Genomic DNA, 13,871 nt, shown 5'->3' with positions numbered 1-13,871 from the left:
ATGGCACCGCCGGCTCTGCTGTCGCGAGGCCGGCGGTTGTGGGGAGGCGGTCTATTTGCCGCGGCGGCGTAGCCCGTCGAAGTAGACGATGACGATGATCAGCACGCCGGTGATGATGCGCTGCCAGAAGGCGTTGACGTTGAGCAGATTGGCGCCGTTGTTGATGGTGGCAAGGATGAAGGCGCCGAGCAGCGGCCCGTGCACTGAGCCGACAGCGCCGAACAGCGAGGTGCCGCCGATCACCGAGGAGGCGATCGCCTGCAATTCCCAGCCCTCGGCCTGTGTCGGATTGCCGATGCCGATGCGCGAGGCGAGCAGCACGCCGACGAATGCCGCACACAGCCCCGACAGCGTGTAGGCCATATAGATGGTGCGCTGGACGTTGACGCCTGACAGGCGCGACGCCTCGGCGTTGGAGCCGACCGAGAACAGATAGCGGCCCCAGCGGCTGTGGTGCAGGAAGATGTAGGCCGGGATGCCGACCAGGATCACCATCCAGAACAGATTGGGGACGCCGACGAAGGAACTGCGCGAGAACGTCTGGAAGGCATCGTTGTTGATCGAGATCGAGTTGCCGTTGGTCATCAACAGACCGATGCCGCGCAGCGAGGTCAGCGTCGCCAGGGTGATGATGAAGGGCGGCAGGCCCATCTTGACGATGCCGAAGCCGTGGAACATGCCGATGGCGACGCCGACCAGCAAGGTAATCAGGATGGCCAGGAAAACCGGTGTTCCGGCGTTGATCAGCATCGCGACGATGACGGTAGCGAAGCCGACCACGGCGCCGACGGAAAGGTCGATGCCGCCGGTGATGATGACGAAGGTCTGGCCGACCGCCAGGATGGCGATCATCGACCCTTGCCGCAACAGGTTCGAGATGTTGTTGCCCGAGGCGAAGCTCGGCGTCGCCACCGACAGGATGACCCACAAAAGAACCAGCAGCGCCAGCAGTGTCAGCCCGAACAGGGCGTTATAGTTGCGTTTCGGCCTTTCGGCAGCGATCGCCTCGGTGCTCATATCCGTCCTCCCGGTCTTTCTTGTTTCTCGGCCAGCGCCTGGGTGAGGATCTCCTCGTGATCAGCGGTCCGAAACCCGTGCGTAGCCACCAGCTTGCCGCGCCGGAACACATGCAGCGTGTCGGCGAGTTCATAGACCTCGGGCAGGTAGGACGAGATCAGGATGATGCCGGCTCCTTTGGATAGCAGCGCGCCGAACAGGCGGTAGATCTCGGCCTTGGTGCCGACATCGACGCCAACGGTAGGCTCGTCGAAGATGAACAGCTTGGCGCCGTGGGCGAGCCATTTGCCGATGACGATCTTCTGCTGGTTGCCGCCGGACAGGCTGGAGGCCAGCGCGCTGCGTGTTGGCGTCTTGATGCGCAGGTCAGCGATCTGGCGATCGGCTTGCGCCTTTTCCTGCGCGCGCGAGATCAGCAGATTGCTCGAGATGCGCTTGTAGATCGGCAGATTGAGGTTGAGCCCGACCGGCAGGTTGAGGCAGAGGCCCTGGTCGCGGCGGCTTTCGGGGGCAAGCGCGATGCCGAGCCTGATCGCGTCATGTTCGCTATTGACCTTGACCTCCTTGCCCTCCCAGAGGATCTGGCCGGCCGATTTGCGGTGGCGGCCATAGAGCGTGGTGACGAACTCGCTGCGTCCGGCGCCGATCAGGCCATAGAGGCCGACGATCTCACCGGCACGGACGGACATCGAGACATTTTCGAAGCCCTTGCCCGACAGGTTCCTGGCTTCGACGATGGTCGCGCCGAAGGTGAAATGCTCCTTGTGGTAGACCTGCTCGATCGAGCGGTTGATCATCATCTTGACCAGCTCGGCGTCATTGGTCTCGGCAATGTTCCTGGTGCCGACCAGCGTGCCGTCGCGCAGCACCGAGACGCGGTCGGCGAGCTCGAACACTTCTTCCATGCGATGGCTGATGTAGATGATGGTGACGCCTTCGCCCTTCAGCCGGCGGATCAGCGTGAACAGCTGGTCGGCCTCCTTGCGGGTGAGGTAGGCGGTCGGTTCGTCGAAGATCAGGAATTTGGTGCCGCGCACGGTGGCGCGGGCGGCGGCGATCAGCTGCTGCTGGCCGATGGTCAGGTCACCCAGCATGACATGCGCGGGCAGGTCGAAGCCTAGGTCGTCGATGATCTTCTGCGCCTGCCTGACCATCGCCCGCTGCTGCAGGATGCCGAAACGTGCATCCTCCTCGCCGAGGAACATGTTGGCGGCGACGGTGAGATGGCGGCACAGGACCACTTCCTGATGCACGGCATTGATGCCGAGTGCCATCGCCTCATGCGGCGTTGCCAATGCGGCAGGCTTGCCCTCCCAGATGACGTCGCCGGAGGTGCGCGGCATGACGCCGGTCAGAAGCTTGATCAGGGTGGATTTGCCGGCGCCGTTCTCGCCGACGATGGCGTGGATCTCGCCGGCTTTGAAGGCGAGGTCGACCGGCTTCAGCGCGTGGGTGCCGGGATAGCGCTTTTCCAGGCCGCGGAGTTCGAGGATGGTCCTGCCCGGTTCCAGCGTTGGGGCCGGATGGAGTTCCTGCGCCGTCGACATCATGACAATCCTCCCAGATTGGCCCGCCAGATGGTCTGACGATTGGCGCGAGTGGGATGTTTCCGGGGCAAAGGCCCCGGAAACAGTTCACTTGTGGCGATGCTCAGTCGAGCTTGGGGTTGAGCAGCGCGTCGATCTTCGGATCCTTCATGTTGGCTTTGGTGACCAGGTTGGCGCCGGTGTCCACATTGGCCTCGACCTTCTCGCCCTTCGAGGCGGCGAGCGCCGTCTTGATGCCGTCATAGCCCATCCGGTACGGATCCTGAACGACGAGAGCCGAAATGACGCCGTCATTGAGGAACTTGATCAGCTTCTCGTCGCTGTCGAAACCGACCAGCGCGACCTTGCCGGCAAGATTGTTCTCGGCGATCGCCTGACCGACGCCCTGCGCCATGATTAGATTGGAGGCGAAGATGCCCTTGAGGTTGGGGTTGGCGGTGATCAGGTCGGTGGCGATGTTGAGGCCGGTGGTGGCCTGGCCGTCGGCGTATTTGTCGGCGACCAGCTTGAGGCCGGGATATTTGGCGGCGAGCTGTTCCTTAAAACCCTGGGCGCGCTGTTCGAGCGAGCCGGCGCCCGGAAGCGCGGTGATCAGGGCGACGTCACCCTCGACCTTGCCGCCATTGGCTTCGCCGATGGCTGCGGCAAGGCCGTCAGCGGCGACACGGCCGCCCTGGATGTTGTCGGTGGTCAGGAACGAGGTGAAGGCCTTGGAGTCGGCACCGGAGTCGATACCGATGATCTTGACCTTGGTGGCGGCCTCATCGATCGGCTTGCCAAGCGCCTTGGCTTCGGTCGGCGCGATGACGACGGCCGCCGGGTTGCCGGCGACGGCATTTTCAAGGATCGAGATCTGGCCGTTGACGTCTGTCTCGGCCTGGGCGCCGAGCTCCGGCACGTTGACGCCGAGGTCCTTGCCGGCCTTGCGGGCGCCGGCCAGAACGATCTGCCAGTAGAAGGACGTGGTGTCCTTGACGATGATCGGAATGGTTACGTCGGCCGCGGATGCCGGAGCCGAATGCATCACGCCGGCAAGCATCGACGCGGCTGCGAGTGCCACGAAGGCGCGGCGGTTGAGAATGCTGGTCACGAATTTCATTAGGAGTCCTCCCTAAGTCGCCCGGTGAATGTTACGGAAGCTCCATTCGGATGGCGCGGCCCAAAACGGAACTTTATCAATAAAAAACATTTACTGTATTTTGATAGTGTATCATCTCGGTCGGCGCAAGCGCTGTTTGATGGCCGCTTCGAATGGCTGGATGGAAGATTTTTTCTGTCGGAACTCCGCTGCCAATCTGCTTCAATATCCCGCATGGAATATTAGTTCCATCAACCAGTCAATATGGAATGTACATTCGTTTTGGCGGTGTACGAACTGTGACACCTGGCGCTCACGTCAGGTGCGCGCGACTTCCCGGACGGCAAGGCTTAGAGCGTCGCGCCGAGATGCCACGGCACGAACTCGTTGTCGCCGTAGCCGAATTCCTCGCTCTTGGTCTTGCGGCCCGAAGCTGTCTCGACGATCAGCTCGAAGATCTCGCGGCCCATGCCGGCAATGGTCTTTTCGCCCGAGGCGATGACGCCGCAATTCACGTCCATGTCCTCTTCCATGGCGTGGTACATGGTCGAGTTGCTGGCGACCTTGATCGACGGCGTCGGCCGGCAGCCGAAGCAGGAGCCGCGGCCGGTAGTGAAGACGATGACGTTGGCGCCGCCCGCCACCTGGCCGGTGGCCGAGACCGGGTCGTAGCCGGGCGTGTCCATGAACACCAGCCCGTGCCCGGTGACCTTTTCGGCATAGCCGAAGACGCCGTTGAGCGGCGTCTGGCCGCCCTTGGCGACCGCGCCGAGCGACTTTTCCAGGATGGTGGTCAGGCCGCCGCGCTTGTTGCCCGGTGAGGGATTATTGTCGATGGATGCGCCATGCTTGGCGACGTGGTCTTCCCACCATTTCACATAACCGTCGAGCTTGGCGGCGATCTCGGGGGTTGCGGCGCGATAGGCGAGCAGGTGCTCGGCGCCGTAGATCTCCGTCGTTTCGGAGAGGATGCCGATGCCGCCGACGCCGGCCAGGATGTCAACCGCGGCACCCAGCGCCGGATTGGCGGTGATGCCGGACATGCCGTCGGAGCCGCCGCATTGCAGGCCGACGACGATCTCGCTGACCGGGATCGGCTCACGCTGAAGCTTGCCGACCTCTTCGGCAATCTCGGCCAGCACGACCAGCGCCTTCTCAACCGATTTGCGCGAGCCGCCGGCTTCCTGGATGTTGAAATGACGTTTTCCCGCGGCAACGCCCTTCTGGCCATAGAGGGTGAGCTGGTTGACCTCGCAGCCGAGCCCGACCATCAGCACGCCGCCGAAATTCGGATGACGGGCATAGCCGGCCAGCGTGCGATGCAGCACCATCATGCCGTCGCCGGTGGCGCTCATGCCGCAGCCCTGGCCGTGGACGATCGGGACGAAGCCGTCGATGCCGGGATATTGCGGCAGAAGCGTGCGGTTCGCCGCGTCAGCGATGGCGTGGCAGACGGTTGCCGAGCAATTGACGCTGGCCAGAATGCCGACGAAGTTGCGCGTGCCGGCGCGGCCGTCGGCGCGGCGGTAGCCCATGAAGGTGCGGGCGCGGTCGGCCTCGGTCGCATGCACTGCCTCGCTCGGCGGCACCACCGGCAAACGCCCGCTTTCGAAGACCAGATTGTGCGAATGGACATGCTCGCCGGGCGCGATGTCCTGCGTGGCGCGGCCGATCGCCTGGGCGTATTTGACCACGGCTTCGCCAGCCGCAATCGGCTTGATCGCCACTTTGTGGCCCGGCTCGATCAGCGCGGCGGCGACGGCGCCGCCCGGCAGCACGGTGCCGATCTCGATGCGGCCATTGGCGACCGCGACATTGTCGGCGGGAGACAGAAGAATGCTGTTTGCGGCGTTCACGGGAGCTTCCTGGGTGTGTTCCTGGGTGCGCGAGCGGATTGACACGCGGCTCTTAACATATAATGTCTTTTATCGTGAAAAAACATTTTTGCGTCAATTGTTTTTTCGCCAGAGCGCGACGCGTCTTTTGGATGCGAGAAGTAGGCTCTACAACCAAGACTAGCGTTGCGCATGGTATTTTGCGAAGCGATTCCGATTTCATGCGCGCGAAACGCTTCAATCCGGCCGCAATCGCCAATGCGCCACGGGGCAGGGGATGTCGAAGAGCAACAACGTTTACAAGGACGCTTATAATCGCGGTCTGAGGCTGCTCGACGAAACCAGGAGCCTGCCTTCGGAGCCGGAGCTGGGTACGCTGCTCGGCGTCAGCCGCACGACGGTCCGCACTATCCTTGCGCGCATGGAAGAGACCGGGCTGATAGACTGGAACAAGCGCAGCAAGACGGTTCTGCGCGAGCCGCGGCCGGATGATTTCTTCCCCGAGGAAGAAACCGACACGCTGGCCGAGATCATCGAGCGTTCCTTCATGCGGCGGCTGCTTGCCAGCGGTGCCGAAGCCGGAATGCAGATCAACGAGCTCGAGCTGGCGCGAGAGATCGGCGTCGGCACCACCAGCGTGCGCGAATTCCTGATCCGCTTCTCGCGCTTTGGCCTGATCGAGAAGCGCCGCAACAGCCACTGGGTGCTGAAAGGCTTTACCCGCGCCTTCGCGCTGGAGTTGACCGAGATCCGCGAAATGTTCGAACTGCGCTCGGCCGCAGCCTTTGCCGCTCTGCCCGAGGACAGCCCGGTGTGGGCCGACCTCGACCGCCTGGAGGACGAGCATCGCCTGCTGGCGCGCGAGATCGCCGTGCGGTTCAACGAATTCTCCGAGCTCGACGAGCGCTTTCACCGGCTTATCCACCGGGCGTCGCACAACCGCTTCATTGTCGATTTCTACGACGTCATCGCCATGATCTTCCACTACCACTACCAGTGGAACAAGGCGCAGGAGCGCGAGCGCAACGAAGTCGCGGTCCAGGAGCATCTCGCCTATATCGCCGCGCTCAAATCGCGCGATCTCGCCAAGGTCGACGCCGCCTGCCGCAAGCACCTGAAATCGGCCCGCCACACGCTGCTGACGTCCATTCCCGAGGGCAGGCAGCCGCAACGCGCGTGATTGTGTTGCGTTGCCGCAGCAACGTTTTGGCGATTTTCCGGCCGCCGGCTCCGTGCTAGAGAACTGACGTTGCTGCGTGAAGAGGCTGGTTCTTGACCATACGCCGGAGACGATGGAGCATGCCGGTCGCGTTCGCCGCGGCGTGGCTTTTCGTGCTCCAGTCGATGTTCGGCGCGTTTGCTTCAGGCGGCGAGCCGAACGCCTCGCAATTCGATGCTTTCGGCAACACGATCTGCACCCATGACGGTGCGGCGCAACTCCCCGCCGGCGATCCGCATCATCAGCACATGCCGGCTTGCTGCATGCTTGGCTGCAACCTCGTTTCGGCGGTCTACGCGCCGCCCGATGCCGCCGGGAGCCTGGCTCGCAGCCTCTCCGTCGAAACCATCGCCTTTTTCCTGCCGGCCTTCCGGCATCGCGATTTCGCCCGCGCCCGCACTCCGTCCAATCCGCGCGCACCACCGGCGACGGCCTGATCCGTTCTGGTTCGCGCCGCGCAACCCTTTGCCGGCGCGTTTATCGACATCGTTCGCGACCGGCCGTCGGCGCGGTCCCTTAAAGTCCACGGAGCAATCATGTCTCACTCTTTTCGCGCCGCCGCATCCAGCCGCAGGCGCTTCGCACTGGGTCGTTTCGAGCAGCGTCTCGGCATCGCCCTTTGCGTTCTTGCCCTCCTGTTCGCCAGCGCCCAGACGGTGTTGGCACACGAGTTCAAGCTTGGCGATCTCGAGATCGGGCACCCCTGGTCGCGCGCCACGCCAGCCGGCGCCAAGGTAGCCGGCGGCTACTTCACGATCACCAACACCGGCAGTGCGCCGGATCGCCTGCTGTCGATCACCTCCGACATTTCGGCCAAGGCCGAACTGCACGAGATGGGCGTCAGCAATGGCGTCATGACCATGCGGCCGGTCACAGGCGGCCTCGAAATCCCGGCTGGCGGCAAGGTCGCATTGGCGCCTAACGGCTATCATTTGATGTTCATGGATTTGAAGCGGCAGCCCAAGGAGGGCGAAATGTTTTCCGCAACACTGACCTTCGAAAAAGCCGGGCCCGTGCAGATTGAATTCGCCGTGCAAGGCATCGGCAGCGCGGCGCCGCAGGACGACCACTGACTTGGCCGCTTCGAGAGGTACCATCATGAAGAAATCTCTTTTGCCCGGCTGCGTGCTTCTTATCCTCGGGACCGGCGCGGCCTTTGCCCACATCACGCTCGAAACGCCGGAGGCGGCGGTGGGCTCGACCTACAAGGCGGTTCTTCGGGTGCCGCATGGCTGCGAGGGCAAGGCGACGACCGCCGTGCGCGTGCAGATCCCGGAAGGGGTGCTCTCGGTCAAACCGATGCCGAAGCCGGGTTGGACGCTGCAGGTCAAGAACGGCAAATACGAGAAGTCCTACCAGCTCTACGGCCAGGCAGTGACCAGCGGCGTCAAGGAGATCGACTGGAGCGCCGGCAGCCTGCCGGACGAATTCTACGACGAATTCGTCTTTCGCGCGACACTGGCATCCGACCTGCCGGCAGGCCAGATGCTGCATTTTCCGGTGGTACAGGAATGTGACGGCGTTGCCGATCGCTGGATCGAGATTCCGGCGGCCGGGCAGGCTGAGGATGCGCTGGAATTTCCGGCGCCCGGCCTCAAGCTGCTGCCGAAGAAGTGAGCTCCGGCGGCGCGCTTTGGCGGATGGGCGCGCCGCTGCTCTTGGCGGTGATATGAGCGCGCCATCCTTCCTGCGGCAAGCTTGCATGGCCGGCAACTGTTCTGGCCGGCTTGTGGCTGGCCTGCTGGCCGCCATCGTGCTGCTCGCCGTAATCGCCATGCCTGATCCCGCCTTCGCCCATGCAGCGCTGATCAAGGCCGAGCCGGCTGACGGTGCGGTGCTGGCGCAGAGCCCGTCGCAGATGTCGCTGACCTTCAGCGAGCCGGTTTCGCCGCTGGTGCTGACGCTGGTGCGGCCCGACGGCACGTCGATCCCGCTGAGCTCTTTCCGGCTCAGCGGCCAGGCCGTCGAGATCGACAATCCGCAGGCGCTGACATCCGGCACGCATGTGCTGAGCTGGCGGGTAATCTCCGCCGACGGGCATCCGGTCGGCGGCTCGGTGCTGTTCTCGGTCGGCACACCGAGTGCCGCGCCGGCCGCCTCCGATGCCGTTGACCGGGGGCTTCGAACGGCGATCTGGATCGGCAAGGTTTTTCTGTATGTCGGCCTGTTTTTCGGGGTCGGCGGTGCCTTTGCGCAGGCCTGGCTGGCGCAAGGCGGCCGATCAGGCCAGAACATGATCGTCGCTGCGATCCTGTGCGGCCTGGCCGCCGCACCGCTGTCGCTTGGTTTCCAGGGCCTGGATGCGCTTGGCGCGCCGCTTGCCCGGCTGGCGCAGCCGGTCATCTGGCAGACCGGGCTCGGCACCAGCTTCGGCTGGACAGTGCTGATCGCGCTGATGGCGCTCGGCCTTGGCCTGTTGTCGCTGGTCGTGCCGCGCGCCGACGCAAGGCCGCTCGCCCTGGCCGGACTGGTTGGCGTTGGCGCAGCACTTGCCGCCAGCGGGCATGCCAGTGCCGCCGAGCCGCAATGGCTGACCCGGCCGATGGTGTTTCTGCACGCCACTGGTATCGCGATTTGGTCCGGGGCGCTGGCGCCGCTCGGTCTTGCCTTGAAACGGCAGCCGGACAAAGCCGGGCCGTTGCTGCGCCGGTTTTCACGAGCGATCCTGTTCGTCGTGGCGGTGCTTGCGGCAGCCGGCATCGTGCTCGCCGTCATCCAGGTGCAAACGCCGTCGGCGCTGGTCCATACCGCTTACGGCCGGCTGCTGCTGCTCAAGCTGGTGCTGCTCGTCTTTCTGTTCACGCTCGCCGCCGTCAATCGCTTCAAGCTTACGGCCCCGGCTGAGGCGGGCGAAACGGAAGTCCAGCGGCGGCTGGCCCGCTCGATCGCCATCGAGGTGCTGATCGTGCTGGCGATCTTCGGCGTTGCCGCCGGCTGGCGCTTCACGCCGCCGCCGCGCGCGCTGGCGATCGCCGCGGCACAGCCGGCGTCGGTGCATATCCACACGCTGCAAGCGATGGCCGACCTCAGCATTGCGCCCGGCCATGCCGGGCCTGTTGCCGCTTCGATCTTCATCATGACCGGCGATTTCGGCCCGCTCGACGCCAAGCAGGTAACACTGGTGCTGTCAAAGCCCGATTCCGGCATCGAACCCATCAAGCGCCCGGCGACGAGGCTTGGCGACGGCACCTGGCGCGTCGACGATCTCGTCATTCCGGTCGCCGGCCGGTGGACGGCGCGGCTCGATATCCTGGTCTCGGATTTCGAGATGGTGAAGATTGAGGCGCCGATCGACATCAGGCCGTGACGAGAGCGCTGGTCCACGCAAGACAATTCGGCGAGGCGGTTGACGCGGCCGCGAACCCCCGTCAATCATCGCCATCAAGAATGGGCGTCCAACCCAATCGCGGGCTCAAACCAACAAGATCCGAAAGCAGGGAAGAAACGATGGAAAAAGCCGAAATCGGCCTGATCGGCCTTGGCACGATGGGCTCCAACCTGGCGCTCAACATCGCCGAGAAGGGGCACCGCATCGCCGTCTTCAATCGCACCGCGGCGCGCACCGATGCCTTTGTCGAAAATGCCGGCGCGCTTCGGGATAGGGTGGTGCCCTGCTACAGCCTCGAAGAACTGGCCGCCGCGATCCGGCCGCCGCGGCCGATCATCATCATGGTGCTGGCCGGCAAGCCGGTCGACGAGCAGATCGCGGCATTGCGCGGCGTGCTGTCGGCCAACGACATCGTCATCGACGCCGGCAATGCCAATTTCCGCGATACGATGCGTCGCTTCTCCGAGCTTACCGATTCGGGCCTGACCTTCATCGGCATGGGCGTGTCCGGCGGCGAGGAGGGCGCACGCCACGGTCCCTCGATCATGGTCGGCGGTACCGAAGAGTCCTGGAAGCGCGTCGAAAAGGTGCTGACCGCGATCTCGGCCAAGTTCAAGGGCGAGCCTTGCGCGGCGTGGCTTGGCACCGACGGCGCCGGCCATTTCGTCAAGACCATCCACAACGGCATCGAATATGCCGACATGCAGATGATCGCCGAGATCTACGGCATCTTGCGCGACGGGCTCGGCATGGGGCCGAAAGAGATCGCCGAGGTGTTTTCCCAGTGGAACACGGGCAGGCTCAATTCGTACCTGATCGAGATCACCGCCAAGGTGCTGGCCGCCGACGATCCCAAGACCGGCAAACCGGTGGTCGACATCATCCTCGACCGCGCCGGCCAGAAAGGCACCGGCAAATGGTCGGTGATCGAGGCGCAGCAGCTAGGCATCCCGGCCACCGCGATCGAGGCGGCTGTGGCGGCACGCGTACTGTCGTCGATCAAGGACGAGCGGCTTGCCGCCGAAAAGGTCTATGGCGGCGGCGTGAGCAAGATTTCCGGAGACAGGGACGCCCTGCTCGGCGATCTCGAGCTGGCGCTGTTTGCCGGCAAGATCGCCGCCTACGCGCAAGGCTTCGCGGTGATGAGCGGCGCGTCGAAGGAATTCAACTGGAACCTGCCGATGCCGGTCATCGCCAAGATCTGGCGGGCCGGCTGCATCATCCGCTCGCAATTGCTGGATACGATGGCGGAGGCCTTCGGCGGCGGCGGCGCAGCCACCAACCTGTTGATGGCGCCGGCTTTCGTCTCATTGATGCAGGAGGCACATCCGTCGCTTCGCCGTGTCGTCGCAAGGGCGGCCGAAGCCGGCTCGCCGGTGCCGGCCCTGTCATCTGCACTTGCCTATTTCGACAGTTACCGGCAGGGCCGCGGCACTTCGAACCTGATCCAGGCGCAGCGCGATTTCTTCGGCGCGCACGGCTTCGAGCGCATCGATGGGCAGGGCGCTTTCCATGGCCCGTGGGGAAGTGGGGCGGCTGGTTAGCGCCCGGTCTCGGCCGTAGAGATCGGCTTCGCAGTTTCTTGAAAGCGGACCTTGCTGGCGATCACGCTGGAGATCGTGGTTGCGCCATCAACGGACATTGATCGAGGGAACCCACGGGCATTTGCCCTCACAGCCAAAAGACGAGCCTATGTCCTGACGAGAGCAAGCCGGCGATCCAAAGCGATGCGCTCTTTAGTCGGGAAGGCCAGCCTTGCGGTAGCCTTCGACGAAGCGCTGGAGCACTTCCTCGTCGTCGAATGGCTGCGATGTCGCCCAGTGCCTGATGCTGAAATGGGGATTGCTCATCATGAAGAACTCCGCCTCCTGACGGGCTTCATCCAGGCGTCCGAGCTGCGCGAGGGCTGCCGCAAGCATGCGCCGCGACGTGGTGCGGTAGGTTTCCGGCTTGCGTAAAGCCTCGACCGCGGATTGATAGTCGCCGAGCGCATAATAGGCTTGGCCCGCCATCCAATGGTACCACCCCGGAGGGCGCGGATTGAGCCGCAACGCCCGCTTCACGAATTCGACGCCCTTGACCGCATCGCCCCTCAAGGTGATGAGATCCGAGCGCATCGCCCAGGCATCGGCATGATTGGGATCGAGCTTGAAAGTCGCCTCGAACTCTGCATCCGATTCCGCGAAACGCCGTTCGTGACCAAGTATGATGCCCAGCACCCACCGGTTCCCGGCATCGTTAGGGTCGAGCGCCACTGCCTGCTGCGCTTCCGCGAGCGAGCGAGGTTGGTTGGTTTCCTTCGGCTCGTTCCAGAACAGCCAGCCGAGCCAAAGATTGAGGGCCAGCAAGCTATGCGCTTCGGCATAGTCGGGATCGAGTCTGATCGCCTTCTCCAGCAGCATGCGCGCTTCCTGCGCGCCTAACCCGGTCTGAAAACTGACGCCGCGGGCTTGTACACAGAGGTCATAGGCTTCGAGACTCGTCGGCCGTTTGCGCGCCGGCTGTCCGGCCAATCGGCCGACCAGGGCTTCGACGATCTTGGCCGTGACCTCGTCCTGCACTGCAAAGATATCCTCGAGGCTGCTGTCGTAGCGCTCGGCCCAGATATGATCGCCGCCGATCGCGTCGATCAGCTGCGCATTGATGCGCACGCGCCCCGCGGCGCGCCGGGCGCTGCCTTCAACCACATAGCGCACCCCAAGATCACGCGCGGCCAAACGCACATCGACCGACCGCCCTTTGTAAGCAAAGGTCGAGTTGCGTGCGATGACGAAGAGGCCGGCGCAGCGAGATAGGTCGGTGATCAGGTCTTCGGTCAAGCCGTCGACAAAGGTTTCCTGCTCCGGATCGTTGCTCATGTTGGTGAAAGGCAAGACCGCGATCGAGGGCTTGTCGGGCAATTCCAGCGATGCCAGTCGCCCGACCTGAGCGGCTCTCGGAAGCTGCAGGTTGACGCGATAGCAGTATATCGGCTCGGCTATGTTCTTCACCCGCTGCTCGCCCATAGGCTCGAACGCAAACGCCAGCTTCTGCCTGACCTCCTTGGACACCTTCTCCGAAACGCAGATGCCACCGGGCTCGGCGAGTTGTTGGAGGCGCGACGCTACATTCACGCCCTCGCCATAGCGATCGTCCCCTTCGACGATCACTTCCCCAAGGTTGATTCCGATCCGGACTTCGAAGCGCTGGTCTTCGGCGACGCTCGCGTTACGTTCCGTCATGCCGCGCTGAAGCGTGACCGCGCATTCGACCGCATCCACCACGCTACCGAACTCCGCCAGCAGGCCGTCTCCCATAAGCTTGAAGATTCGCCCGTGTCGCGTCGCGATTTCCGGCTCGAACAACTCTTTGCGGCCCCGTTTCAGCCGGTCGAAGGTGCCCGCTTCATCCACCTCCATGAGCGCCGAGTAACCGACAACATCAATGGCAAGGATGGCAGCGAGCTTCCGCTCCATGTTGAGCCTCAGTTCAGATTCGCGACACGCCAGGCGCAGGTCAGAGGCAGGTAGGACCGGCGCCTCCGGCGTGCCCTCACCGGCCTCTATACCACAGATCACGCTTCTTGAGAGTATGACTCGCGCGACGCCTTGGCTCTCCTGCGCAGCGCCACTGACGAGCGAGTCCCATCTATCCCTACCGCTTGTTCGCGGCAGTTGCCTCTCAACCGGACCCGTGACCGCTTCGGGCCAGGTCACGACGATGCCCACGCCGACCTAAATGTCCGCAATTAAAGATCTGCGGCCCGGAGCTGCCAATCCGCTTTCGTGAAGAGTTTCGGGCGCCGGCAGGCGTACGAAAGTCCCCGAGGAAGGAACCCGCGGGCCACAGGCGATGGTTATGGGGATTT

11 protein-coding genes are annotated in these 13,871 nt (G+C 63.8%); 6 read left to right on the top strand and 5 right to left on the bottom strand.

Going from position 1 to position 13,871, the window contains the following annotated elements:
- Positions 1–51: 51 nt before the first annotated feature.
- The 4 genes from NKJ17_RS28615 to NKJ17_RS28600 form a co-directional block, all read right to left on the bottom strand.
- Positions 52–1,017, bottom strand: coding sequence for an ABC transporter permease (locus NKJ17_RS28615; protein WP_352691123.1), 966 nt, complete (start codon positions 1,015–1,017; stop codon positions 52–54).
- Complete coding sequence (locus NKJ17_RS28610) at positions 1,014–2,567, bottom strand: sugar ABC transporter ATP-binding protein (RefSeq protein WP_352506643.1); 1,554 nt, start codon at positions 2,565–2,567, stop codon at positions 1,014–1,016. The genes NKJ17_RS28615 and NKJ17_RS28610 overlap by 4 nt, the downstream gene beginning before the upstream one ends.
- 100 nt (positions 2,568–2,667) lie before the next feature.
- On the bottom strand, positions 2,668–3,663 hold the full coding sequence (locus tag NKJ17_RS28605; protein ID WP_254816763.1) for an ABC transporter substrate-binding protein: 996 nt from the start codon (positions 3,661–3,663) through the stop codon (positions 2,668–2,670).
- 329 nt (positions 3,664–3,992) lie between these two features.
- On the bottom strand, positions 3,993–5,498 hold the full coding sequence (locus NKJ17_RS28600; RefSeq protein WP_352691122.1) for a UxaA family hydrolase: 1,506 nt from the start codon (positions 5,496–5,498) through the stop codon (positions 3,993–3,995).
- Between the two features lie 256 nt (positions 5,499–5,754).
- Here NKJ17_RS28600 and NKJ17_RS28595 point away from each other — a divergent pair, with 256 nt between their 5' ends.
- The 6 genes from NKJ17_RS28595 to gnd all read left to right on the top strand — a co-directional run bounded on the left by NKJ17_RS28595 (position 5,755) and on the right by gnd (position 11,568).
- Entirely contained in the window at positions 5,755–6,657 is a 903-nt protein-coding gene (locus NKJ17_RS28595; RefSeq protein WP_352476364.1) for a GntR family transcriptional regulator, read from the top strand.
- A gap of 119 nt (positions 6,658–6,776) precedes the next feature.
- Positions 6,777–7,133: a DUF2946 family protein gene (locus tag NKJ17_RS28590; protein WP_352691120.1), complete on the top strand. Its 357-nt coding sequence runs from the start codon at positions 6,777–6,779 to the stop codon at positions 7,131–7,133.
- Between the two features lie 99 nt (positions 7,134–7,232).
- Complete coding sequence (locus NKJ17_RS28585; RefSeq protein ID WP_352691119.1) at positions 7,233–7,769, top strand: copper chaperone PCu(A)C; 537 nt, start codon at positions 7,233–7,235, stop codon at positions 7,767–7,769.
- Positions 7,770–7,794: 25 nt separating this feature from the next.
- Complete coding sequence (locus NKJ17_RS28580) at positions 7,795–8,313, top strand: YcnI family copper-binding membrane protein (protein ID WP_352691117.1); 519 nt, start codon at positions 7,795–7,797, stop codon at positions 8,311–8,313.
- A 52-nt stretch (positions 8,314–8,365) separates the two neighbouring features.
- Positions 8,366–10,003 (top strand): copper resistance CopC/CopD family protein, encoded by a 1,638-nt coding sequence (locus NKJ17_RS28575; protein WP_352691115.1) that lies wholly within the window; start codon positions 8,366–8,368, stop codon positions 10,001–10,003.
- Between the two features lie 140 nt (positions 10,004–10,143).
- Entirely contained in the window at positions 10,144–11,568 is a 1,425-nt protein-coding gene (gene gnd, locus NKJ17_RS28570) for an NADP-dependent phosphogluconate dehydrogenase (RefSeq protein WP_352691114.1), read from the top strand.
- Positions 11,569–11,760: 192 nt separating this feature from the next.
- Here the strand turns inward: gnd and NKJ17_RS28565 are convergent, their stop codons facing one another.
- Positions 11,761–13,479 (bottom strand): adenylate/guanylate cyclase domain-containing protein, encoded by a 1,719-nt coding sequence (locus NKJ17_RS28565; RefSeq protein ID WP_352691141.1) that lies wholly within the window; start codon positions 13,477–13,479, stop codon positions 11,761–11,763.
- Positions 13,480–13,871 lie beyond the last annotated feature (392 nt).

This window comes from Mesorhizobium sp. M0208 (assembly GCF_040322015.1).
Lineage (GTDB): Bacteria > Pseudomonadota > Alphaproteobacteria > Rhizobiales > Rhizobiaceae > Mesorhizobium.
Note: the sequence above shows the minus strand (reverse complement) of the source record. Positions and strands in the feature narration are given on the sequence as shown.

Excerpts from the sequence above, each read along its gene's own strand:
- NKJ17_RS28605 (WP_254816763.1), bottom strand. The coding sequence starts at position 3,663 with ATGAAATTCGTGACCAGCATTCTCAACCGCCGCGCCTTCGTGGCACTC.
- gnd (WP_352691114.1), top strand. The coding sequence starts at position 10,144 with ATGGAAAAAGCCGAAATCGGCCTGATCGGCCTTGGCACGATGGGCTCC.
- NKJ17_RS28610 (WP_352506643.1), bottom strand. The coding sequence starts at position 2,567 with ATGATGTCGACGGCGCAGGAACTCCATCCGGCCCCAACGCTGGAACCG.
- NKJ17_RS28615 (WP_352691123.1), bottom strand. The coding sequence starts at position 1,017 with ATGAGCACCGAGGCGATCGCTGCCGAAAGGCCGAAACGCAACTATAAC.
- NKJ17_RS28580 (WP_352691117.1), top strand. The coding sequence starts at position 7,795 with ATGAAGAAATCTCTTTTGCCCGGCTGCGTGCTTCTTATCCTCGGGACC.
- NKJ17_RS28575 (WP_352691115.1), top strand. The coding sequence starts at position 8,366 with ATGAGCGCGCCATCCTTCCTGCGGCAAGCTTGCATGGCCGGCAACTGT.
- NKJ17_RS28595 (WP_352476364.1), top strand. The coding sequence starts at position 5,755 with ATGTCGAAGAGCAACAACGTTTACAAGGACGCTTATAATCGCGGTCTG.
- NKJ17_RS28585 (WP_352691119.1), top strand. The coding sequence starts at position 7,233 with ATGTCTCACTCTTTTCGCGCCGCCGCATCCAGCCGCAGGCGCTTCGCA.
- NKJ17_RS28590 (WP_352691120.1), top strand. The coding sequence starts at position 6,777 with ATGCCGGTCGCGTTCGCCGCGGCGTGGCTTTTCGTGCTCCAGTCGATG.
- NKJ17_RS28565 (WP_352691141.1), bottom strand. The coding sequence starts at position 13,479 with ATGGAGCGGAAGCTCGCTGCCATCCTTGCCATTGATGTTGTCGGTTAC.